This is a genomic window from Petroclostridium sp. X23 (assembly GCF_030013905.1).
Taxonomy (GTDB): domain Bacteria; phylum Bacillota; class Clostridia; order SK-Y3; family SK-Y3; genus X23.
On the sequence record NZ_CP124862.1, the window covers coordinates 2,661,840 to 2,682,387 of the forward strand.

22 protein-coding genes and 1 pseudogene are annotated in these 20,548 nt (G+C 37.3%); 4 read left to right on the plus strand and 19 right to left on the minus strand.

The genetic code is table 11. The features are described 5' to 3' along the window. Nucleotides 1-16 precede the first annotated feature (16 nt). From QKW49_RS12680 to QKW49_RS12690, 3 genes are all read right to left on the minus strand, one after another. Complete coding sequence (locus tag QKW49_RS12680) at nucleotides 17-622, minus strand: tripartite tricarboxylate transporter TctB family protein (RefSeq protein WP_282867927.1); 606 nt, start codon at nucleotides 620-622, stop codon at nucleotides 17-19. Between the two features lie 9 nt (nucleotides 623-631). Beyond that, nucleotides 632-1,738: a tripartite tricarboxylate transporter substrate binding protein gene (locus QKW49_RS12685; protein ID WP_282867929.1), complete on the minus strand. Its 1,107-nt coding sequence runs from the start codon at nucleotides 1,736-1,738 to the stop codon at nucleotides 632-634. Between the two features lie 214 nt (nucleotides 1,739-1,952). Next, nucleotides 1,953-2,870 (minus strand): sugar phosphate isomerase/epimerase, encoded by a 918-nt coding sequence (locus tag QKW49_RS12690; RefSeq protein WP_282867930.1) that lies wholly within the window; start codon nucleotides 2,868-2,870, stop codon nucleotides 1,953-1,955. Nucleotides 2,871-3,452: 582 nt separating this feature from the next. On the opposite strand from QKW49_RS12690, the gene QKW49_RS12695 reads away from it, so the two are divergent. Continuing rightward, complete coding sequence (locus tag QKW49_RS12695; RefSeq protein ID WP_282867931.1) at nucleotides 3,453-4,535, plus strand: LacI family DNA-binding transcriptional regulator; 1,083 nt, start codon at nucleotides 3,453-3,455, stop codon at nucleotides 4,533-4,535. 46 nt (nucleotides 4,536-4,581) lie between these two features. Here the strand turns inward: QKW49_RS12695 and trpB are convergent, their stop codons facing one another. Together trpB and mutY are read right to left on the minus strand one after the other, a co-directional pair. After that, on the minus strand, nucleotides 4,582-5,769 hold the full coding sequence (trpB, locus tag QKW49_RS12700) for a tryptophan synthase subunit beta (RefSeq protein ID WP_282867932.1): 1,188 nt from the start codon (nucleotides 5,767-5,769) through the stop codon (nucleotides 4,582-4,584). 285 nt (nucleotides 5,770-6,054) lie between these two features. Further along, the gene (gene mutY, locus QKW49_RS12705; RefSeq protein WP_282867933.1) at nucleotides 6,055-7,140 is read right to left on the minus strand and encodes an A/G-specific adenine glycosylase; all 1,086 of its coding nucleotides are present in this window, start codon (nucleotides 7,138-7,140) and stop codon (nucleotides 6,055-6,057) included. Nucleotides 7,141-7,379: 239 nt separating this feature from the next. Here mutY and QKW49_RS12710 point away from each other — a divergent pair, with 239 nt between their 5' ends. The 3 genes from QKW49_RS12710 to QKW49_RS12720 all read left to right on the plus strand — a co-directional run bounded on the left by QKW49_RS12710 (nucleotide 7,380) and on the right by QKW49_RS12720 (nucleotide 9,642). Next, complete coding sequence (locus QKW49_RS12710) at nucleotides 7,380-7,823, plus strand: cell wall hydrolase (protein WP_282867934.1); 444 nt, start codon at nucleotides 7,380-7,382, stop codon at nucleotides 7,821-7,823. Between the two features lie 94 nt (nucleotides 7,824-7,917). Then, complete coding sequence (locus QKW49_RS12715) at nucleotides 7,918-8,415, plus strand: hypothetical protein (RefSeq protein WP_282867935.1); 498 nt, start codon at nucleotides 7,918-7,920, stop codon at nucleotides 8,413-8,415. Between the two features lie 153 nt (nucleotides 8,416-8,568). Then, complete coding sequence (locus tag QKW49_RS12720) at nucleotides 8,569-9,642, plus strand: DUF3048 domain-containing protein (RefSeq protein WP_282867936.1); 1,074 nt, start codon at nucleotides 8,569-8,571, stop codon at nucleotides 9,640-9,642. A gap of 47 nt (nucleotides 9,643-9,689) precedes the next feature. On the opposite strand, the gene QKW49_RS12725 is transcribed toward QKW49_RS12720, so the two are convergent. From QKW49_RS12725 to QKW49_RS12790, 14 genes and pseudogenes are all read right to left on the minus strand, one after another. After that, a complete protein-coding gene (locus QKW49_RS12725) occupies nucleotides 9,690-9,920 on the minus strand; it encodes an alpha/beta-type small acid-soluble spore protein (RefSeq protein WP_282867937.1) in 231 nt (76 codons plus the stop codon). 195 nt (nucleotides 9,921-10,115) lie between these two features. Next, the gene (gene galT, locus QKW49_RS12730) at nucleotides 10,116-11,081 is read right to left on the minus strand and encodes a galactose-1-phosphate uridylyltransferase (protein ID WP_282867938.1); all 966 of its coding nucleotides are present in this window, start codon (nucleotides 11,079-11,081) and stop codon (nucleotides 10,116-10,118) included. Nucleotides 11,082-11,440: 359 nt separating this feature from the next. After that, nucleotides 11,441-12,496 (minus strand): HD-GYP domain-containing protein, encoded by a 1,056-nt coding sequence (locus tag QKW49_RS12735; protein ID WP_282867939.1) that lies wholly within the window; start codon nucleotides 12,494-12,496, stop codon nucleotides 11,441-11,443. 349 nt (nucleotides 12,497-12,845) lie between these two features. Beyond that, nucleotides 12,846-13,310 carry a flagellar export chaperone FlgN gene (gene flgN / locus QKW49_RS12740; RefSeq protein WP_282867940.1) on the minus strand — a complete coding sequence of 155 codons (465 nt, stop codon included), beginning with the start codon at nucleotides 13,308-13,310 and terminating at the stop codon, nucleotides 12,846-12,848. A 10-nt stretch (nucleotides 13,311-13,320) separates the two neighbouring features. After that, the gene (gene fliS / locus QKW49_RS12745) at nucleotides 13,321-13,833 is read right to left on the minus strand and encodes a flagellar export chaperone FliS (RefSeq protein ID WP_349239114.1); all 513 of its coding nucleotides are present in this window, start codon (nucleotides 13,831-13,833) and stop codon (nucleotides 13,321-13,323) included. 50 nt (nucleotides 13,834-13,883) lie between these two features. After that, nucleotides 13,884-14,288, minus strand: a complete 405-nt coding sequence (locus QKW49_RS12750; RefSeq protein WP_282867941.1) for a flagellar protein FlaG — start codon at nucleotides 14,286-14,288, stop codon at nucleotides 13,884-13,886. A gap of 23 nt (nucleotides 14,289-14,311) precedes the next feature. Further along, a complete protein-coding gene (locus QKW49_RS12755) occupies nucleotides 14,312-14,716 on the minus strand; it encodes a hypothetical protein (protein WP_282867942.1) in 405 nt (134 codons plus the stop codon). A 1-nt stretch (nucleotide 14,717) separates the two neighbouring features. Then, nucleotides 14,718-16,715 carry a flagellar filament capping protein FliD gene (fliD, locus tag QKW49_RS12760; RefSeq protein ID WP_282867943.1) on the minus strand — a complete coding sequence of 666 codons (1,998 nt, stop codon included), beginning with the start codon at nucleotides 16,713-16,715 and terminating at the stop codon, nucleotides 14,718-14,720. A 208-nt stretch (nucleotides 16,716-16,923) separates the two neighbouring features. Continuing rightward, nucleotides 16,924-17,055 carry a hypothetical protein gene (locus tag QKW49_RS12765; RefSeq protein ID WP_282867944.1) on the minus strand — a complete coding sequence of 44 codons (132 nt, stop codon included), beginning with the start codon at nucleotides 17,053-17,055 and terminating at the stop codon, nucleotides 16,924-16,926. 137 nt (nucleotides 17,056-17,192) lie between these two features. Beyond that, nucleotides 17,193-17,852: a hypothetical protein gene (locus tag QKW49_RS12770; RefSeq protein ID WP_282867945.1), complete on the minus strand. Its 660-nt coding sequence runs from the start codon at nucleotides 17,850-17,852 to the stop codon at nucleotides 17,193-17,195. A gap of 89 nt (nucleotides 17,853-17,941) precedes the next feature. Next, complete coding sequence (locus QKW49_RS12775) at nucleotides 17,942-18,175, minus strand: hypothetical protein (RefSeq protein WP_282867947.1); 234 nt, start codon at nucleotides 18,173-18,175, stop codon at nucleotides 17,942-17,944. A gap of 21 nt (nucleotides 18,176-18,196) precedes the next feature. Beyond that, the gene (locus QKW49_RS12780) at nucleotides 18,197-18,394 is read right to left on the minus strand and encodes a YjfB family protein (protein WP_282867948.1); all 198 of its coding nucleotides are present in this window, start codon (nucleotides 18,392-18,394) and stop codon (nucleotides 18,197-18,199) included. Between the two features lie 18 nt (nucleotides 18,395-18,412). After that, a complete protein-coding gene (locus QKW49_RS12785; protein WP_282867949.1) occupies nucleotides 18,413-18,778 on the minus strand; it encodes a hypothetical protein in 366 nt (121 codons plus the stop codon). A 170-nt stretch (nucleotides 18,779-18,948) separates the two neighbouring features. Next, nucleotides 18,949-19,335: pseudogene (locus tag QKW49_RS12790) on the minus strand (flagellin); the annotation flags it as partial. Nucleotides 19,336-20,548 lie beyond the last annotated feature (1,213 nt).

Consider the following 20,548-nt stretch of genomic DNA (forward strand, 5'->3'; position numbering starts at 1 on the left):
AATCCCCCTCCTTCTCTTATGGTAAAGGTATTTTCGCGAAGTTCGAAAAACCATATCCAACAACAACAGAACAAATGCCGCAAATGATAATAATTTTCCAAATTGCATATCTATTGGTTTTAAAGATTGACATGTTGATAAATAGATATATAAATGTAGAAATTTCGTATCTAACTCTTCCCAATAACACAAAAATATAAATGGTCAATAATCCTAATGCTATCAAAAACCGTGCAAAAGTTTCTGTTTTCAAAAATGCGATGGCTTTATCAAAATCTTCTTTGTTTATTCCTTTTGCTTCTTTTATACCTATAAAAAGTAGAATAATTGCTTGAAACATAAGTCCCAACCCTATAAACGCAGGGAAAATACCCGGTGCTACAAACCACTTACCCGGAGAACCGGTTAGTTCTTCTACCGGCATACGTATGGCAGCTAAGAAAAATAAAAAGCCAAATACAAAAAGTATAATACCTGTTATTATATCTATTTTTCTAAGTTTCTTAGTGTCTTCTGTTATCTCCACCTTATCCATATTATCACCTGACCTTTCAAAATAATTTATGAAAAAGTCATAATTCTGAATGCGGCAGCACACTGCCACACCCAGAATTATCAACATTGTATATCCTTAAGGTTTAGGAATATCAAATTCTTCAGGAGATTTTGTTGCTGCACCGGCATTATATAATGTCCAAGAGTATATGGAATCTAGTTGTTTATGTGTTTTTTCTACCGCTTCTCCATGAAGTCCGTATATCTTATACCCTAAATCACTTGCAACCTTTTTAACTTCTTCACTGTCTTTCGCTTTTTCAAAGGCATCATGATATGCTTTCTTAATATTTTCAGGCAAATCCTTAGGGATGGCTATGCCAAGCCACTGCATCGCAGGTGTCAACTCTGCATACTTAGGATAGCTATGGGTAATGGCCGGCACTTTTCCATATCCGGGTACTTCTTCATCTTCAGTACTGATGGCAGCTAAAGGACGCAGCTTTTTAGCCTTTATATATTCAGCTTGTTCTGCCAGGGATGTTACAACAACATCTACTTCTCCTGAAAGTGCTGCTACTTGTGAAGGATGACTGCCTTCATACGGCAGCTGATTGAACTTGACTCCTGTTACAGCTTCAACTTGATGAAGCTTTGCGCCCCATGTACTGGTAGCCTGTGCTGCCGCTGCTTTTAATTCTTTTGTTTTAGCAGCCTCGACAAGTTCCTCAAGTGTCTGATATGGTGATGACGCCGGCACAGAAATCGCACCTTCGCTTCCGATCATCATCATTGCTTCCCAGATATCTGCGGTCGGTTTATCCAACGCGCCAAGAACAGTTAATCCATGCAGGGGCTCAGATGCACCAAGGATTGTATACCCATCTCTCTTTGCGTTCAAAACGTGATTAGCACCAACTCCGCCTGAACCCCCGGTCATATTTACAACCTGGAACGGCACGCCAAATTCTTTTTCAAATACTTTGGCAATGGTTCTGCTGGCAAGGTCTGTTCCACCGCCGGCACCAACAAAACATACAATGGTAACAGGCCTGGTCGGCTTCCACGCTTCTTCAGTTTGTGCTTCTGGCGCTTCTGCTTTTGGTGCTTCTTCCTTTTTCGTATCCGCTGCAGGTGCTTCTGCTTTATCCGGCGCTTTTTGACCACACGCTGCAAAAGTAACCATTAGCATTGCTGCAACGATAAAACTCAACATCTTTTTAAAACCAGTCTTTTTGATCATTATTACTCCCCCTCATTAATAAATGATTTTCTTGGCTCCTCTTTTCGGGACATCCTTTACACTTTAAAATGTTACGCTCTCCTCCTCCCTCCAACTAAACACATTATTTCTTCCAACAGATGCCCTTTATATTTCACTCTTATAACCCACCAGGGCGTAAGAGTAAATAGCTCCTTATCAACATATGTATTCCACTTACTTGTGCAGCTCCATATCAAACCATTGCCCACGCCGCATTTAATACTCTTTTTGCATTGGCAACCACCAAATTCGGGTCTTCATCTTCAAACGGCTTTACCTCAAAACTCACAATAGGCCTCTCTTGCTCATTAAGAAAACCTATTTCCTTTAATACCCTCAAATACTCTGCCAACTCTTTCACATCGTTTTCTCCCCCCGGGAACCCAAATCTCGGGTGTAAATCCCCATAACCGGGAAGCGCAGGGTCTTTTAATACGCAATTTCCCATATGTGCATGAACGATATATTCCTTAATAGGAAGAATGGATTCTTCTATTGTTTCTCTCAGCAGAGGAATATGACTCAAGTCAACCATTAACCCAAAATTGTTATATTCGCTCCTAATGTCTTGGGCAAATCTTTTGGCAAGTGCCACAGGCCCTATAATAGACTTTTTATCTATATCATAATCAAATACTTCTAGTACAACTTTCATATCCCCTTTTGCTTTTGCATACCCGCAAAGCTCCTTAGTGGATTTCACCAGTGCCTGATACGCCTCTTCTTTGCCTTTCTGATCTTGAGGATATTTTCCGCTCAAAAACCCGAATCCGACACAGCCCATTTCATAAGCCTCGTCAATTCCATCTTTTAATGTATCGACAGCTCTTTTTCTTCCATCTTCATGTAAATCATTAATATTTAATCCTTGAATCATTAATCTGGGTCCTGCAGAATATGCAGTTGTCAAATGCGCTGTTTCTATCATTTTTTTAGCTATTTTCCTTACATTGCTATCTTTTATCCACGTAATCTCCACTACATCAAAATAATCATCTACAGCAATCTTTTTCAGTGTTTCTTCAACAGGCCCTTCTCCCGATACAACATCAGGATAAGCCATAAAATGAATCAAGCCCACTTTCATATACTTACTCAGTGATTCATTCATTCCTATTACCCCCAATCATTCATCACATTATATATTGTTCTGCTTTATAGATAGCGCAGCATGCTAATACACACCCTTAACCTTCTCTTAAGCATCCTCTTGCTACACGGATTTTTAACTTCAGCATTTATCAAAATATTATTTATTGATAAGTTTTTTTGAATAACGAGTATAACTAAAATCAGCCTCTTTGAAATGATTGTTATTAATAAATATTAATTATAACTAAATAATTATTTGTTCATTTTATTAATTATATTAATTATTAACAATTATAATACCGTCTATCTTTTTTGTCAATGTTATTTATAATTTTATTGATAATTTTATTTACAGTTTTGAATATCATGCATTTTTTTTCTTGTGCCGATGCCTTGTCCAGTGCTGATAGTCTATAGCTTTAACCTCTTATTTAAAACAGGATTTATTTGACTAATGCTATGCAATTGATATATAATATATATTAAATTATTAATTTCATTGAAGTGAATCCACTAATTTGTATTATATATTTTATTTTTTTATTAATAATTATTAATAATATTTATTTTTAAGCATTCGTATACTAGAGGAGCGTATTATATGAAGAAAATAACTTCTAAAGATGTGGCCAAATTGGCCGGAGTATCACAATCTACTGTATCTCTCATATTGAATAATAAGGATAACGTTTCTTTTTCAGAAGAGACCGTCAGGAAAGTACATGCAGCTGCTAGAAACTTAAAGTACCATGTTCCATTTCCTCTAAAGAGCAATGAGCGTGCACATAAAAAACTTATCGGAGTGCTGACCCCCACAATGGTGAACCCCTACTATCCTTTATTAGTTCAGTCCATTGAGCAGCAAGCGGTTGAAAATGGATATAATGTATTGCTGTGCAATACCCATCGTAATCATGAAACAGAGAAAGAATATCTCAAGTTATTAACTGAGGAGCTGGTAGATGGCATTATCTATGCCTTCTCCCCAACCTTTCCAAGTCTTATTGAAGGGATAGCCACTGCAACACCGGTAGTCATTGTAGGCGAAAAAAACGATACACTGAACATCGATACCATCGGCCTTAACAGCTATAAAGCCGGAATGATTATTGCAGAGCATATGCTTTCACTAGGACATAAAAAATTCGCTTATATTTCGACACCTTTTGATAATATGACGCTTACACGTAAACAGCGTTTAGAAGGCATAAAAGATAAGTTAAGCGAGCATGGATTAGATAAAAACTTGATTGTAAGGTCCGCAACGATTGAGAATGAATATGAACGGCCAAATAGTATCTACGAAACGGAAATAGGTTATAATCTAGCCTTGGAACTTATAGATGAAGGAGCAGATTTCTCAGCCGTTATAGGGGTAAATGATATGACCGCATACGGCATCATCGCGGCATTGATTTCCCGCGGGTATAAAATCCCTCAGCAAGTTTCGGTATGCGGATTTGACAACATTTTTGTTTCATCCATATCTACCCCCAGCTTAACGACTATTGATCACTGCCTACATCACCGCGGAAAAGTAGCCATGGATATATTACTGGAAAAGATGAACTCCGCCGGTCAAAAACCCAGCCTGGTGGAAACAAGCCACTCAAGCATTTACAGGATAGAATACCAGCCTCAGTTGGTGGTAAGGAATTCAACAGGGCCAATAAAGAACAAATAAAAATGATGCTGCAAAGACAGCATCATTTTTATTTGTTCTTTATTGTTTATTTTTCCATCATTTCTGCAACCTGGTTCACATCTTTATCTCCTCTTCCGGAAAGGTTGACAAGTATCATCTGATCTTTCGGAAGCTGCTTTGCCATTTGCATAGCATGGGCAACCGCATGGGCGCTTTCCAGAGCGGGAATAATCCCTTCGATACGTGATAATTCAGAAAACGCATCCAGTGCTTCTTGGTCAGTTACCGAAACATATTCTGCTCTACCGCTATCCTTGTAGAAACTGTGCTCCGGTCCCACACCCGGATAATCCAGCCCTGCTGAAACAGAATGTACCGGCAGCGGCTCTCCTTTCTCATCCTGAAGCACATAGCATTTGAAACCATGAATGACCCCAGGTGAACCCAGGCTTAATGTGGCAGCATGCATTCCTGTCTCCAAACCTTTACCGGCAGGTTCTACACCGATAATCTTTACATCTTTATCTTCATAAAAAGGTGCGAATAAACCAATCGCGTTACTGCCTCCACCAACGCAGGCTACGATATAATCCGGCAGCTTTCCTTCAAAATCTTTAATCTGCTCTTTGGCTTCCCGTCCGATGACAGATTGGAAATGTTTTACCATCGCGGGATATGGATCAGGGCCCACAGCAGAACCCAACATATAATAAGTTGTCTGATAGTTTTCTATCAAGTCACCAAGTGCAACATCTACCGCATCCTTTAAAGTTCTTGTTCCCGAAGTAACCGGTACGACCTTCGCACCCAGAAGTTCCATTCTGAATACATTTAATGCCTGTCTTCTGGTATCCTCTTCTCCCATGAAAATAATACATTCTATATCAAACAGCGCACAAGCCGTAGCTGTCGCAACACCATGCTGCCCTGCGCCGGTTTCCGCAATCACTCTCTTTTTTCCCAATCGTTTTGCCAGCAGAACCTGCCCGATCGTATTATTGATTTTATGCGAGCCGGTATGATTCAAATCTTCTCTTTTAAAATATATTTTAGCTCCGCCAAGGCGATTGCTGAGCTTTTCGGCATAATAAAGCGGACTGGGTCTTCCCACATAATACTTATTGTAATACTCCAGTTCTTTAATAAACTCCGGGTCATCCTTATACTTTTCAAAAGCCTGCTTTACTTCTTCCAAAACCCCTTCCAGATTTTCCGGTACAAACCGGCCCCCAAATTCACCGAAATATCCTTTTTCATCAGGTAATTGATACATTGTACATTTCTCCTCTCAACCCATCTCTTCTTTTCTGTTAGTATTTCTTACTGTTATATCAAGTATAAATAAAAACCTATAGAGTTGTCAAATATATAGATAACCAAATTTAAAGTTAAAATTATCCTATCTCTAAATCCCAATAGCACGAATTTAAATGTATAGCTGTAGGGACGGACGACCCTGTCCTCCCGATACACTATTGCATGATAGGCGGGTGGACAGAGTCGTCCACCCCTACAAAAACTCCCATGATATATAAATTGGAAAATTGGATTTCTACATTTAGTTATCCATATTGTTAGAATTTAAAATCAGCTTACATACTTTTTGGTATACTTTAGGTATAGGGTAATCGCCGAACTCTTCCTTTGTGATCCATAAATGTTCTTCATCTATTTTCTCTTTATTCTTAACGGCGCACTGATATATGTGCATATCCCAATCCATATGAGTAAAAATATGCCTTGCCGTCCCTATCTTCTTAATGTCTATGGCGTTCAATTTTAGTTCCTCCAGTATCTGATTTACTGCTTCTTCATCTTGTTTCTCTCCAGCTTCTTTGCCGGGAAACGACCATAATCCTCCTAATAAACCGTTAGCAGGATTTTTGATCATTAAAATCTCTTCACCTTTTTTAACCACACAAAAAACCATATGCATCTTTTTGGGTTTCTGTTTTTTTGTTTTTACAGGAAGATCATTCTGCACTCCCCTTGCCCTTGCTTCGCACTGCTCATAAAGCGGGCATGCTAAACATAACGGATTTGCAGGGATACATAGGAGTGCCCCTAATTCCATTAACGCCTCAGTGAAATCTGACGCCCGGCCTTGCGGAATAAGCTCTTTTACTTTTTCCTGAATCAGCTTCACAGTTGATGCTTGGGCAATATCTTCATGGATATCCATGATTCTGCTGAATACACGCAGAACATTTCCATCCACCGCCGGATACGGTTGATTAAAAGCAATGCTTAGAACCGCACCTGCCGTATATGGCCCTATCCCGGGTATTTTTTTGATTTCTTCCATGGTATCCGGAAAAATCCCGTGATATTGTTTCAATATCATTTTAGCCCCTTTATGAAGGTTGCGTACGCGGGAATAGTACCCTAATCCCTGCCAATGTTTTAAAACATCCTGCTCGTCCGCTTCAGCAAGCTCTTTGACCGCAGGAAATCTTTTAACAAACCGCTGATAGTATTGGATAACAGTATCTACGCGAGTTTGTTGAAGCATAATTTCTGAAATCCATATTTTATATGGATCTTTTGTTTTCCGCCACGGCAAATCTCTCTTGTTTTTATCAAACCATTTTAATAGATTCTCCTGTATCTCATTGTTTATCGCATTATTTCTTATTTGATTCATGCTCAGTAACACTCCAATTAAATTCCTATTTTCCATCTTAGCGCTAATAAAATAAAAAGTAAAGAAGAATTATTTAACATAATTATCTATATTTAGTGTCAAGATTGTTACCATAAGAATATATTATTAGTGTAAACCAATTGAAAATTTCATACTGCATAAATTATATAAACAAATTTTTTCAGACTTCCCGTGATACTTACAGGTATACGAATCCGACAAACGTGGAGGTGAGCAAAATGCCAATGTCTGCAAGAGAAATGTTTGCAAGAATGATACGATGTGAAGCTGAAGGAGAAGGCCTCGAGGGAATGCAGGCTGTTGCCACAGTAATAATGAATAGAGTGCATGTAGCTTATGGGGAATACCTGCGGTTAGGCCAAGGAGACTTACGCAAGGTATTATCACAGATGTGCCAATTTACTTGCTATAAAACTTCTATTGGCGGTCAACCTAATACTCAAAATATATGGTCAATGACACCTGAGGAAATTCATTATCAAGTAGCCGATTGGGCTTTAGCAGGAAATGTTCATGCGCTATTAGGAGAAAGTCTATGGTATATGAATCCATTCAGACCTGAATGTCCACCCAGGTTTCCTTATAATGGCACAGGTTACTGGCATCACCGCGTACGTGAGCATTGCTACTTTAATCCAACATCACTTTACGCGCAAACATAAAACAGTATACGGACGAAGATTCAAATAAAAAACAAGTCTAAAATTTGTCTTGGCAAACCATTTTAATTGAAAATTTTGAACAGGAGGAGATTTTATGTATAATTTCATACAACAAGCACCCGAGCAATATTATCAGATGCCCGAAAGACAAGATATGATGTATCCCGAATATCCCGAAACCTATAGACCATTGACACCGGGGTACCCTTCCTACGACATGCAGCCTACTCCCATGTATCCGACAACGCCGGTATATCCTGAATACCCGCAAACAGGCTATCCCCAGATGGGTTATCCTCAACCGTCACCTTATGGCCAGACTCCATCAGTGCAGCCTATAATGCCTCCGGATGTGGGCTTTGAAGAAGGCCCCCCTACATTAACAGATATAGGCTACACACCGGCATATCTGAGAACTCAAATCGGCAGAAGAGTAAAAATTGAATTTTTGCTTGGAACAAACATGTTGGTAGATAGAGAAGGTACATTGGTAAGTGTCGGCATTAACTACGTTATTATTCAGGAAGCTGAAACAGATGACCTATTACTATGTGACTTATACTCTATCAAATTCGTGAAGTTTTTCTATTAATATTGACTATATCCCCTCTACTTTTTTAATGGAGGTCATTTATTTGACTTCCATTTTTTGTTCTTTTTTGTCATATCAATGTCATGGTATAATAGTAGAAACAAAATAATCTTTATGTTTCATGCATTCATATTAATTATCGGGGGTTATTAAATGAAAAAATTACTACATATCACTACAGCATTTTTGTTATTTGCTATGCTCTCAGGATGTACCGGCACTAAGACCAATGAACCGCCTACGCAGCAGCAGCCTGCTCCAAAGTCTGAAACTGCTATATCAGATAGTAAACCCGACCCTGCACCTTCATCTCCGCCTACCGATCCTATAAAACCTTCAAAAAAATTTATGAATACTACCAATGAACGTCCTATTGCTGTCATGATTGACAATGACAATTCTGACGCATGGCCTCACGCGGGCCTTGAAGAAGCATATGTTATCTATGAAACGATTGTAGAAGGCGGTTCCACAAGATTTATGGCGCTATTTAAAGGCACCGATACAAAAAAAATCGGCCCGGTTAGGAGTTCCCGTCACTATTTTCTGGATTATGCCATGGAAAATGATGCAGTATATGTCCATTACGGCTGGAGTCCAAAGGCCAGAAAAGATATTCCCGCTCTTAAGATTAATAATATCAATGGGGTTTTGGGTGGAGATGACTGGATTTTTTGGCGCGAACCGAAACGAAAGTGGGACTATCATGACGTATATACCAGCATTGAAAAAATAAAAGAAATGATGAAGCAAAAAAAATACAGGGACACATCGGAAGTACAAAATTTTCAATATGCATCGTCAGAATTAACGCTTGCTGATGGAGCGAGCGCTAGAAAAATTGAAATACCCTATTCCCGGTATCACACTACCGCATATGAATATGATGAAACCGCAAAGCTGTACAAAAGATGGATGCGCGGCACGCCCCATGCGCTATCAACTTCTGACAACGCTGTTTCTACTAAAAACATCATTATACAGTATGTAAAAAATTATTATCTCGGTGACGGAGAACCTAATATCGGCCGGCAGCAGCTAGATACTGTAGGTACCGGAACAGGCTACTACATTACCAACGGAAAAACGGTTAAAATCAATTGGAAAAAGGATAAACGCTCTTCAAAAACATTGTATACTGATGAACAAGGTCATGAGATACAGCTGAATGACGGCCAAACCTGGATACAAATTACACCCATAAATGCCAATGTTGTTTTTGAATAAATTACATTTAAAAAATCGGCCAATAACGGCCGATTTTTTTGTATTCATTATTTCATCTGTTCTTCATATGCATGGATCATTTTCTTAACCATCATGCCGCCAATAGGGCCGCCCTGCTGTCCATTGACTTTCGCCGGAACATCTCCTTTATAATGATCATTGTTTTCTTTTACCCAATCCAGATGTCCAATTTCTTCAGCGCATTCCATCTTAAACTTAGTCATTGCATCATAAGCTTCCGGAACTAATAATTTTGACTTTCTTGAACCAGCCATCATTTATCACCTCAATTATCTGTTGTTGATGTTTTTATAATTCATAAACACACGTTGCAGCGGATAATGATATATTATCTGCCTGCAATCATAGTATTTACATTTCCCGGTCTATTTTTACATAGCAAATAATTGAAATTATGTTAATCGGGCTTTAAAAATCGACATATTTCCCGGGAAATGCGACAATAATACCCGTTATACTTCCTTTTTAATGATTCGAGCCGCTTCTTCCGGCGAAATAACACTTATACATGCTCCGGTAGCTAACTCAAATCCGGCATGGTATGTAACACGTGGAATTAATTCAATATGCCAATGATAGTATTGATCGGTAAAATGATATGGAGCCGTATGCACTCCAAGGTTATATGGAAATTCTCCCAGAATACTTGTAAACATTTCCATTATCTTTTTATAGATACTTACTAATGATATTATCGACGTATCGTCGGCCTCAGAAAACACAGCCTGGTGATCCAAAGGAATTATCCATGTTTCATATGCAAACCTGGGAGCGAACGCCAATACCGCAATGAAATGCTCATTTTTACAGAGCAGTCTTTGCTGGTACCCTATCTCCTTTTTGATTATTTCACAATATGCGCATTTGCCGTCACTTTGATAATACCTATGGGCACCTTCCAACTCCAACTGAATCCTTGGAGGTATAAACGGCATGGCTACAATCTGAGAATGAGAGTGTCGAATAGACGCTCCTCCGTTTCTTCCATGGTTCTTAAAAATCTGAACATATTTTATATCTTCTATTCTAGATAATTCAACAAACCTCTCCTTGAATGCAAAAAAAACATCAAAAATTTTTTCATCTTCCATATGGTGCAGCATCTGTTCATGTGACGCAGTTTCCACCACTACCTCATGTCTGCCCGGTGCTTCACACATAGCGTAAAATAATGTATCCTCATCCATCAATCCGTCCTGAGCACAAACTGCAGGATACTTATTGGGTACTACCCGCATTTTCCAACCATGCTCATCTTCTTTCCTCATTATCTCATTTGGTGTCATATGCTCATTTCCCGGACAGAAAGGACAAGCATTCTCCTCCTCATGTTCTCCATATTGATAAGGACGTCCTTTTCTTTGTTCAGAAATAATCATCCACTCACCGGTTATTATATCTCTACGGAACTGCGACACATCAAAACCCCCAATAAAAGCAATTAACAATTAATAATTAATAATTAATAATTATTAAACCAATCACACGAAGCATAAGATATTAAACAAAAATACAGCTTCATCAAAAGCAGACGCAGTAGGTTCGTCCCCATATTCGGCTTCCACTATGTGCTAAGACACACGTTCATATTCGAGTACCCTACCATATTGTCCATTGTACCTTGTCCATTGTACATTTTATTAACTGTTCACTACTTAGTATAGCACGTTATTATACCAAATAAAACTGCACAAAAAAAGAATAAATTCTTAAATATAAAAAATTTATTCTCTTGAAACACTGTATTTACAATTACTATAGTTTCCTATAAATTTTATTAAGCGGTTTCATCTACGATTCCGGTAATCTCTATTCTTTTATTTTTTGATAAATCAACAAATCTATCCTCTATTTTTACAATCGGTTTGGAAATACTCTGGGGCAGTATGGATACAATCTCACCTATCACACCGGTACTCATTTTTACTTTTGTTCCTATGTAGTAGTTCGATATACGCGCTAGAAAAGTCATTAAGATTTTCGGATCAAAATATATTAAGCCTTGTTTATTAAACTCTTCAATCGCTTCAAACGGTGTATTGAATCTTTTACCTTTTCTCTGACACATCAATGAGTCATATGCATCCGCTAGTGATATAATTTTAGCAAATGCATTGATTTTATCTCCTTTTACACCTAAAGGATACCCGCTGCCATCTTCCCTTTCATGATGCATGAGGATCGCTTGTCGGACATCCCCACTTATGTTGGGAATGGTTTTTGAGATTTCATACCCGTAAGCAGCATGCTTCTTGAATATTGCAGCTTCCTCAGATGTTAGAGGCTCATTTTTCCTTAAAATCTCTAAGGGTATTTTTGTCTTTCCAATATCATGAAGAACACCTGCTACCATTAGTTCTTTTGTCTCTTTCTCAGAATATCCAAGCCATTTTCCTATGAGCATCGAATACATAGAAACATTCATGCTATGTGTATAAGTCATATCACCGATAGATTTTATTCGACTCATTAATTGAACCACATCATAACTGCTGGTTACCTTACTATACATAAAATCTGTTATGTCATTGACCTTCTCACTATCCATATCCTTACCATTGGCGAGATCCTCCAGCAGCATTTTGATCTGCTGTGTCTTTTGCCCATAATTGGTCTTTAGCTGCTGAATCGCGCTGCTGTTTTCATCTTCCTCCCTATCTTCGGGTATTAATATCATAACATCCATAATCTTAAAACTGCTCAATCTATCTTTTATCGAATCACTTATCACTGTTTTAGCGGGCATGACTAATGTACCCATTTTATTTAATACATCTTCTGCCAGTATATCTCCATCTTTACATTTCGATACGGAAACCATCTTTCTTTTCATACTATCACCTCAAATATACCTTTCTATCACTTAAACATTTCCAGTTATGTTCACGGATAAATTTACTTAAATGTCGCCACCATTGATTACTTATACTACACTATTATATAAATGCTATTTATGTTATATTATTACATATAAACATATTACTATGTTCTTACACATAATTCAACATTCTATCTCATTATTTTGTATCTTTTCCAGAGTTTAATAATTATTAATAGATATTTACTTGTCCAATATGCAAAAAACAAGTCATAATATATGTATTAAAGCTTACTGTTATACTTTGGGATAGCTTATCGATGTGAAAAAAATGTAGATAAAATAAAATCCCGGCAGATTCCTGCTAGGATTTGCTTTTCTTATAGTCATTCATTCTTTTGTACCGTAACACTTGCTCACTCCTGTTTGCCATGGAATGATTAATAGAAACCATCATATCCAATAGTACTTTTTTGTACACATCTTTATTCCTAAGTTCTAAATCTTTTATGGTTTCCATCTCCTTGGCCACTTGGATCACAACACTTTGGAGCTCTCTTAACGACTTTTCTTTTGAAAACACTTCAACAAATATATGTCCGTCAGTTGATTTCTTTAATAAGTCATACTGCTTTTCAAATTTTTCATCCAAAGCATTGATTTTATCAATAATCTCTTGCTTCTCAGCAGCTAAAGAAAAAAAATCTGTCAGATGCTTGTCAGAAATCATTTCCGCCTGCTTTGATGTTAGTTCATGTATCTCCTGTACAAGATGATATTTTTCTTTTGCAATATCTAACAAATGCTGAGATAGAAGTTTTATATCCATTATAAATCCCTTAACCTTTTTTTGCAATTTTCATGGCCTGCGCCCATGTTTCACGCAGTTCTCGGGTAAAAGTTATCATTTCTCTTAATAAATCAGTATCTTTCTTAATATTTGCTTGCATCAAGCTATTATTTATGAATTCATATAGGCTATATAAATTTTGGGACATCTCATAGTCCATGTTTAAAGTACTCATTAACTCTGTAAAAATATCTTGAGCTCTTACGATTGTCATATGGGACTTCTCAATGTTTTTCATCTGTATATGGATAATCGCTTGATTCATGAATTTTAACGCACCGTCATACAGCATTAGGGTTAGCTCTTCAGGAGATGCTGATAGTACCGCATTCTCTAAATATTGGTTCGCTCCGTTAGCGGTGTTTGTAGTTTGTATAGAATTCACAGGCTGCGTTGTTGTAGTTCTATATGTTTCCTGATTGTTAACAGCTTGTTGATTGGTCTGCGTTTTTTTTACTGTAGCATATCTTTGGTATGCTGCATAGGGATTATTCAATGCCATTGTATACACCTCATTCAACTTTTTACTTTATATATCCCTGTGTTATCAAGTTATCCTCTTCGATCGACAATAATACCTGCCATCTCCCACAGCTTCGCAACCATGTCCAAAGTCTTTTCCGGCGGAATCTCTCTAATCACTTCTTTCGTTTCCTTATTAAGCACCTTAATCATAATTTCTCGTGTCTTTTCATGAATAGAGAATTCAAAGGATGTATTAATCCCTTGTACCGCTTTATTTGCTTTTTCAATGGCGTCAATAATTGCTTTTTCTGAAATAGAAAGAAAATTATAACTCGTATCTTTCTTCTCCAACAACTCTTTCGAAGAAGGTAAACTCTGTATTTTTTCTGTATACTCACTCATGTTGACTTTAGTGTCAATAGCACTCTCTGTACTTTTAGAAGGATATGCCGTATAGTTTGGCTGATTAATGCTACTGATTTCAATTCCCATAAATTTTCCCCCAATACGCTAAATTATTTTTTCTTATCTAAAAAATATCCGTAAGCAGATATGTTTTGTTTCATATACCCATTAGACATTGCTTCTTTTGAATGCTTTACTTGCTGAATACGGTTAAAAGTCTCTTCTTTTATCTTGGCTAGATTTTCAGCATTTTCTTTATCCAATTCATATATTTGTTTAAAAAAATTTATGATGTCCAATTCAAGTGTCTGTAATTTTCCTGCATTTCTCTGATACTGTTCCATACCTTGATCTATTCCAGCAATCCTATCTAAAAGCTTCTGACGACTTTCAACTAAGATCAATAGATTCTCAATATTTTCATCAGCAATGCTTTCACTCTGAGCGAGTGTATTTTTATATATCTTCTCGGAGAGTTCTTTTTTCTCCAGCAGTAGAGTATTCCTATCCTCCATATTAACTACCCATCCCCAACTGAGCCAATAGTGAATTTGTTTGGTTATTCAACTGGTTCATTGCTGTTTCCAGATTCGCATACTTTTTATATAGACTGTCTTCCTTGCTATAGTAATTATCCCACATTAAATCCATGCGTTTTTCATAACCTAATATTTCATTATAGATCATATTATTAGTATAAGAACGATCTGCCTGAATTCCGGCTTTCTCAAGGAGTACCCCTTTACGCCCGCCACTATCGCTAAAAGTGGATATATTATCTTCAATAATATCGTATAACCGTTGGAACAATCCCTCTTCATCGTATCGAATTTCCCTCTGTTCCTGTGATAACGTCCTATAATAAGCAGGTTCACTTGATGACTTCTGGCTGAATAAATTCATTACAGCATCCGAATCATTCTGTATTGCATTTTTAAGCTTGGTTTCATCGATATTCAGCTTACCCTTCTCTGTATAAACCCCGGTAGTGATGCCAATACTGGTCAGATTTATATTTACACCTTCAATAGGATCAAAAAGCGCCCTTCTCATATCCATTACGATTTTTTCTAAAATAGCATCATTTCTTAATAGACCCGTCTTTGCCTGTTCCTCCCAATTCTCTATTTCTTTTTCGCTCATGGCCTCTTTCTGCTCATCTGTAAGAGGGACATAATTGCGATCATATTTTTCCGATAGCCTGTTATTAATGGTCGTTATCATCTCATTATACTTTTCTACGAACTTCTGAATATTTTCATAAATACCGTCTACATCCAAATCTACAGTAACATTTTGAATTGTATCTACTTCTGTATCTTTCGGATCTCGCAGCAATGTATAGGTAAGATCATTTACGCTTAAAGAATTTGTGCTTCGGGTAATCTCCTGCTCATCAATCAGTGCCTTCGCATCCTTACCATAGGTCACCCCGTCTACATCACCGCTGTTTGGTATGACATTGTTTACTGAGATAGCACTTACAAAATTATATCCCGGATCTTCTTCATTAATTATAATTGCCCCTGCGGCACCGGTCTCTTTAGAGGCTATTACAAAATGATCGGTGGTTTCATCATATCTCATGGTCACATTGGCAGTTTCATCGCCATTAATGGTGCTCATCATGTTGCTTAGAGACGTTGTTCTATCAAACTCAAAGGTTTTATTATTAATGGTAAATTTGAGCTTATCATTTTCATCAAATTTCCATGCAGTTTTCATTTTTGGTACAATGTTCTCTAAGGAATCATAGATATTAATACGGTTACTGGTACCTGGCGTAATTCTCAATATGCTTGTCGCATCTTTTGTCTCGGAACTACCGCTATATATTGATAGTTTTGTAGCTCCACTTACGGTAGAAAATTTAATCTTATCATCTGTTCCCACTTGTAGTACCTCAATTTTATCTGCTCCAAAGGCTTCATTAATTAGTTTTTGAAGTCCCTTCTTTGCAGGATCGCCTCCTCCGGTTATCAGGTCATCTGTCGTTGAATAGTCGGCATCAAAAGTGATCTCTTTTGTAACACCATCCAATGTAAGTGTTATACTTTTACCTTTAAGCTTCGCTGATGATAAATTCATATCTCGCGTACTAATCAGTTCCTGGGTAACATTTTCAGTGCTTTGTGCTTGCGCTGCTGAAGCCCTCTGCAGCACTTTAACACTATGGCTGCCCGACATCGCATTTACCGTGCCACTGACAGAAACTAATGTACTGGTTTGTCCTGTAGCGCTATCCACAGTAGAAGCCGTATATTTTTTATAATTGGATTGAGACAGCATATTGGTTGATGGTTTCAAAACATCCATATACTCGCTTTTAATCCCTCTTAATAGGTTGGTAACCTCTCTGTATTGATCACGTTTCCACTCGGCAACTTGTTTTTTTTGTGATACGACATCAATACGCATTCTCTCAATACTGAGGGTATTTTTGATAATCGAATCAGTATCCAGTCCTGTAGCCAGTCCTGTCAACCTCATACTGTTAATCCGCGAAATCGTCATAATTTTCCACTCCTTTTACACATCCACGCTGTCAATGAATCAATTTTTTGTAGTAAGCTATAACATATCTGTTGTAACCTTCTAAGTATTATATCGTCAATTTAGATTAAATTATTTATATACTAATAATATATTTCAGAATTTTATTATCAAAATTAAAGAAAAGATCCTTCTTAGGATCTTTCATTTATTCTAAACAAGCATCTTTCTAAGACAATAGGATACTTTCACCGTTTAGAAGCCTCACCTGCTCTTCAAGGTCTTTCAACTGCTCATTAATCTTTTTGGTTTCTTCAACAGATAGATCTTGATTAATTACTTTTTGAGCTAACTCTCTCATTTTAATAATACTATTATAGGTAGTAACTCCTAGCTTTGGTTGTATTATATCACATTGGTCATTATATGCTATAGACACTATTGTTTTGAATTGCAATAAGTTAATATATGTTAAGTGTCCGTGAAATCTATTCTTTACTATTCCTGCTCATCTACCTCTGGAAGAACCCCAACAAATCTAGCCAGTGATATAACCGTCATAATAATTCCAGAAATCACCTCAAGAACTGCAATACTATGTAAGATACTAAATGTATCTCCAAAATCTGATACAAGCTCACTATATTGAAAGGTAGCCATGCACAGGAAATTCTTTACTACATACTCTAGCCATGATCTAGACATAGGCTGATTTGCAATGGCAATGATCGAAATAATCACAGCACTATACCAAAATATAACTTCTATATAGTTATGAAGAAGAGCTAATACCATCCTCCGAATAGATTTTATCTTATATTCTTTACCAATTTTCCAAGATCGATAAGAATCAAACAGCAGAACATTGATTTGATAGATAATTACTTCAAAAACCCGAATACTTCCGTAAAATATAACCAGGAACATCAATTCAGGAACCGATTTTCCTATTCTGAACACCAAATAGGAGCTAACAATAGATCCTATCAGATTGCCTAAAACCCATCCATCCACAAAAGTATGGGTAATCTCTTTTTTAAAAGCGTTTTTTATAATGCTACATACGAGACTAAACATGGATACTTGCCTTAAAAAGCCAAATATAGATTCCCAAAAATCCATCAAAAATCCTTCTGATTTTCCTCTCAGTTTTTCCATATATTTTGTATACCCCCGATAATTTCCCAACGCAATACTGTCTACATGCGTAGGATCTTTGGCAGGTTTTGAAATAGAAATACTTTTCCCTAGGACAACTTAGTACTCTCACTGTCCAGTAGTCTCACCTGCTCTTCTAGGTCTTTCACGTTTTTGTCGATCTTTTGCATTTCTTCATCAGTCACGTTTTCATTTGCTACCCACTGAGCTAGTCCTTTCATTTGAAGGAGTTTCTCTTCGATCATATCAAGGATTTGCAATCGTTGTTTCACTCGCTCCAACTGTTCTTGTAGCTCTTTCTTCGCATGCTCTTGTTCTTTCATGTCATCATCTCTTTTTCTTCTCTACAGTCGAACATCTATATTTTTTCCAAGGTAAGGGGTGACAGATTGATCCATTATCTTAGTATTGTGCTGTACCATTTGTACCATATCATTCATTTGTATTTTTCCTGCATCCATTACCATCTTCATGACTGAAATGCTTGCTTGCTGGGCTACTTTCATTTGGCTTAGTCCCATTGATAATGCTGCTATATCCATGGTATTGCCTCCTTTCTCCTATGATAATATTAGAGGTTTCATGATTTCTCCCAGTTCGTCTTTCCAGTTCTTGAAAGTTGGTTCTAATGTAAACTGCATGATTTCATAAACTTTTTGTCGATTTGTGCTTTCGTATTCTTTTACCATGATGTCAAAAGCTGTGCTTAGTTTTCCAGCTTTCTCTATTATCTTATTCTCAGGTAGTTTTTCTAGCATTGAAGATATGCTTTTTTCTATTTCTATAAAGGCAGATGTTAAATCTGTAAGAACAGTTATAGTTCCTTCTATATTAAGTTCTTCTAGTTTTTGTTTTACATAGTCCATTCCCTCTTCCATAGTTTCTAAAAGGTCTAATATTTGTGCTATGACTTCTTGATTTGGCATATTATCACCTACTTTCTTAATTTCGTTATATATTCTGTATTTTAAAATCTTTAATAACAACTTTATACCTAACATAAGAATACAACACTATTCTTCCTTACCTATAAAGTATGCAAAAGAGCCAGAGGAAATATTCCCCTGACCCTCTACTGTTATTGCTAGGTATTCAATTATCTTAATAACTGAAGTACTCCTTGAGGCGCTTGGTTCGCTTGGGCTAGCATTGCTTGCGCTGCTTGTTGAAGAATGTTGTTCTTAGTGAATTCCATCATTTCCTTCGCCATATCTACATCTCTGATTCTTGACTCAGATGCTTGTAGGTTTTCAGAGGATGTATCTAAGTTCTTGATTGTATGTTCTAATCTGTTCTGAAGAGCACCAAGCTTAGATCTTTCTGCTGACACAGATTCGATTGCATTATTGATTACAGTAATTGCAGACTCTGCACCTTTTTGTGTTGTTACATCAATATCTCTTACTTTTAATGCACTACTGCTCATTTCATTTAAGTCTACTGCCAATGTTTGACCTTCATTTGCTCCGATATGCATTGCTAAAGATGCATCGCTTTTTGCATCTTGAGCCTGTTGCGTAACAGTCATATCATTGAAAACTCTGTTAAATGCACCAACTTCAGAGCTATCTGTTGCTGATTTTACAGCATTAAATTTCATGTTACTTAAATCTTTTGAAGCTCCTGCTTCACCTTCGATATTCAGTTTACCTGTATCTGTATCTAAGGTAATATTGGCATTTTTTAATTCATCAACTTTCTTCATTTCATTAAATAAATCTTGTACTGTTGTATCATTTGTAACAGTAACAGATGTTGAGAATGCCTTGCCATCTTGTGTTCCACTGAAAGTGATTACATTTCCTGCTTCAATTCCTAAACTGTTTCCATCTGTATCTGCTAAAGTAATAAGCTGAGCAGAGTTTCCTAAACTACCATCTATGTGGTCTGTTCCAGCATTATCAACATTATTTGGTGCTGTGCTTACTGTAGCTGTATTAGTGGCATTTCCAATATATTGAGCAGCTCCATTTCCAGTGATTGTAAAGGCGGAAGCCCCTGCATTCGGTGTAAATTGAAGATACTCTGCTCCACCATCCGTTACTATGTTCACTGTAACGGCATCCTTGCCAAATTCAGTATCTAAATGCTCTTGAATAACCTTAGCTAAAGTATTACTGGAAACATCCTTAGAAGCTGTGATTTCAGCTGCACTTGTTAAATCTAAAGAGGTTGCTTTTGTACCTAAGGTAAAGGTCAGGGTATTATCTGTTGCATGGGCACTTATTCCTCCAGCAAGGTCTACTGTACTGGTTATCGTTCCTGCTGTAGCAGCTCTTCCAATTGCTGTTTGTGCTGTTCCTGCAACCGCTACGCTAGAATCTGCGCCCTTTGTAGCTGATGTGAAGACAATTTTATTATTATCATCTAAAGAGGCTTCTACTTTCCCCTTTAGGGCTGCATTTCCATCTATTTTCGTATTGATTTCATCTACTAAGTCTTGGCGAGTCTTATAGGTTCCAGCCTCTAAAGTAATGTTTTGGGCAGTTCCTCCGTCTACTGTTAAGTTAAGGACATCATTAACACCTGTGGAGATCACAGTTCCTTCTGCCCTTGCATTGATATGGTCTACCCCTGATGTAGCACTTGCAGCCCCTACAGTGGTTGCTGCAGCTGATGTAACTGTACCAACATTAACTGCACCATTTGTTGATGTATCTACAGTCAAAGCATTTGCACGCAATCCTTCTGCCAAG

Bases quoted from the DNA above. Each gene is read 5' to 3' on its own strand.
- QKW49_RS12680 (WP_282867927.1), bottom strand. From the start codon at position 622: ATGTTGATAATTCTGGGTGTGGCAGTGTGCTGCCGCATTCAGAATTAT.
- QKW49_RS12685 (WP_282867929.1), bottom strand. From the start codon at position 1,738: ATGATCAAAAAGACTGGTTTTAAAAAGATGTTGAGTTTTATCGTTGCA.
- QKW49_RS12690 (WP_282867930.1), bottom strand. From the start codon at position 2,870: ATGAATGAATCACTGAGTAAGTATATGAAAGTGGGCTTGATTCATTTT.
- QKW49_RS12695 (WP_282867931.1), top strand. From the start codon at position 3,453: ATGAAGAAAATAACTTCTAAAGATGTGGCCAAATTGGCCGGAGTATCA.
- trpB (WP_282867932.1), bottom strand. From the start codon at position 5,769: ATGTATCAATTACCTGATGAAAAAGGATATTTCGGTGAATTTGGGGGC.
- mutY (WP_282867933.1), bottom strand. From the start codon at position 7,140: ATGAATCAAATAAGAAATAATGCGATAAACAATGAGATACAGGAGAAT.
- QKW49_RS12710 (WP_282867934.1), top strand. From the start codon at position 7,380: ATGCCAATGTCTGCAAGAGAAATGTTTGCAAGAATGATACGATGTGAA.
- QKW49_RS12715 (WP_282867935.1), top strand. From the start codon at position 7,918: ATGTATAATTTCATACAACAAGCACCCGAGCAATATTATCAGATGCCC.
- QKW49_RS12720 (WP_282867936.1), top strand. From the start codon at position 8,569: ATGAAAAAATTACTACATATCACTACAGCATTTTTGTTATTTGCTATG.
- QKW49_RS12725 (WP_282867937.1), bottom strand. From the start codon at position 9,920: ATGATGGCTGGTTCAAGAAAGTCAAAATTATTAGTTCCGGAAGCTTAT.
- QKW49_RS12735 (WP_282867939.1), bottom strand. From the start codon at position 12,496: ATGAAAAGAAAGATGGTTTCCGTATCGAAATGTAAAGATGGAGATATA.
- flgN (WP_282867940.1), bottom strand. From the start codon at position 13,310: ATGGATATAAAACTTCTATCTCAGCATTTGTTAGATATTGCAAAAGAA.
- fliS (WP_349239114.1), bottom strand. From the start codon at position 13,833: ATGGCATTGAATAATCCCTATGCAGCATACCAAAGATATGCTACAGTA.
- QKW49_RS12750 (WP_282867941.1), bottom strand. From the start codon at position 14,288: ATGGGAATTGAAATCAGTAGCATTAATCAGCCAAACTATACGGCATAT.
- QKW49_RS12755 (WP_282867942.1), bottom strand. From the start codon at position 14,716: ATGGAGGATAGGAATACTCTACTGCTGGAGAAAAAAGAACTCTCCGAG.
- fliD (WP_282867943.1), bottom strand. From the start codon at position 16,715: ATGACGATTTCGCGGATTAACAGTATGAGGTTGACAGGACTGGCTACA.
- QKW49_RS12765 (WP_282867944.1), bottom strand. From the start codon at position 17,055: ATGAGAGAGTTAGCTCAAAAAGTAATTAATCAAGATCTATCTGTTGAA.
- QKW49_RS12770 (WP_282867945.1), bottom strand. From the start codon at position 17,852: ATGGAAAAACTGAGAGGAAAATCAGAAGGATTTTTGATGGATTTTTGG.
- QKW49_RS12775 (WP_282867947.1), bottom strand. From the start codon at position 18,175: ATGAAAGAACAAGAGCATGCGAAGAAAGAGCTACAAGAACAGTTGGAG.
- QKW49_RS12780 (WP_282867948.1), bottom strand. From the start codon at position 18,394: ATGGATATAGCAGCATTATCAATGGGACTAAGCCAAATGAAAGTAGCC.
- QKW49_RS12785 (WP_282867949.1), bottom strand. From the start codon at position 18,778: ATGCCAAATCAAGAAGTCATAGCACAAATATTAGACCTTTTAGAAACT.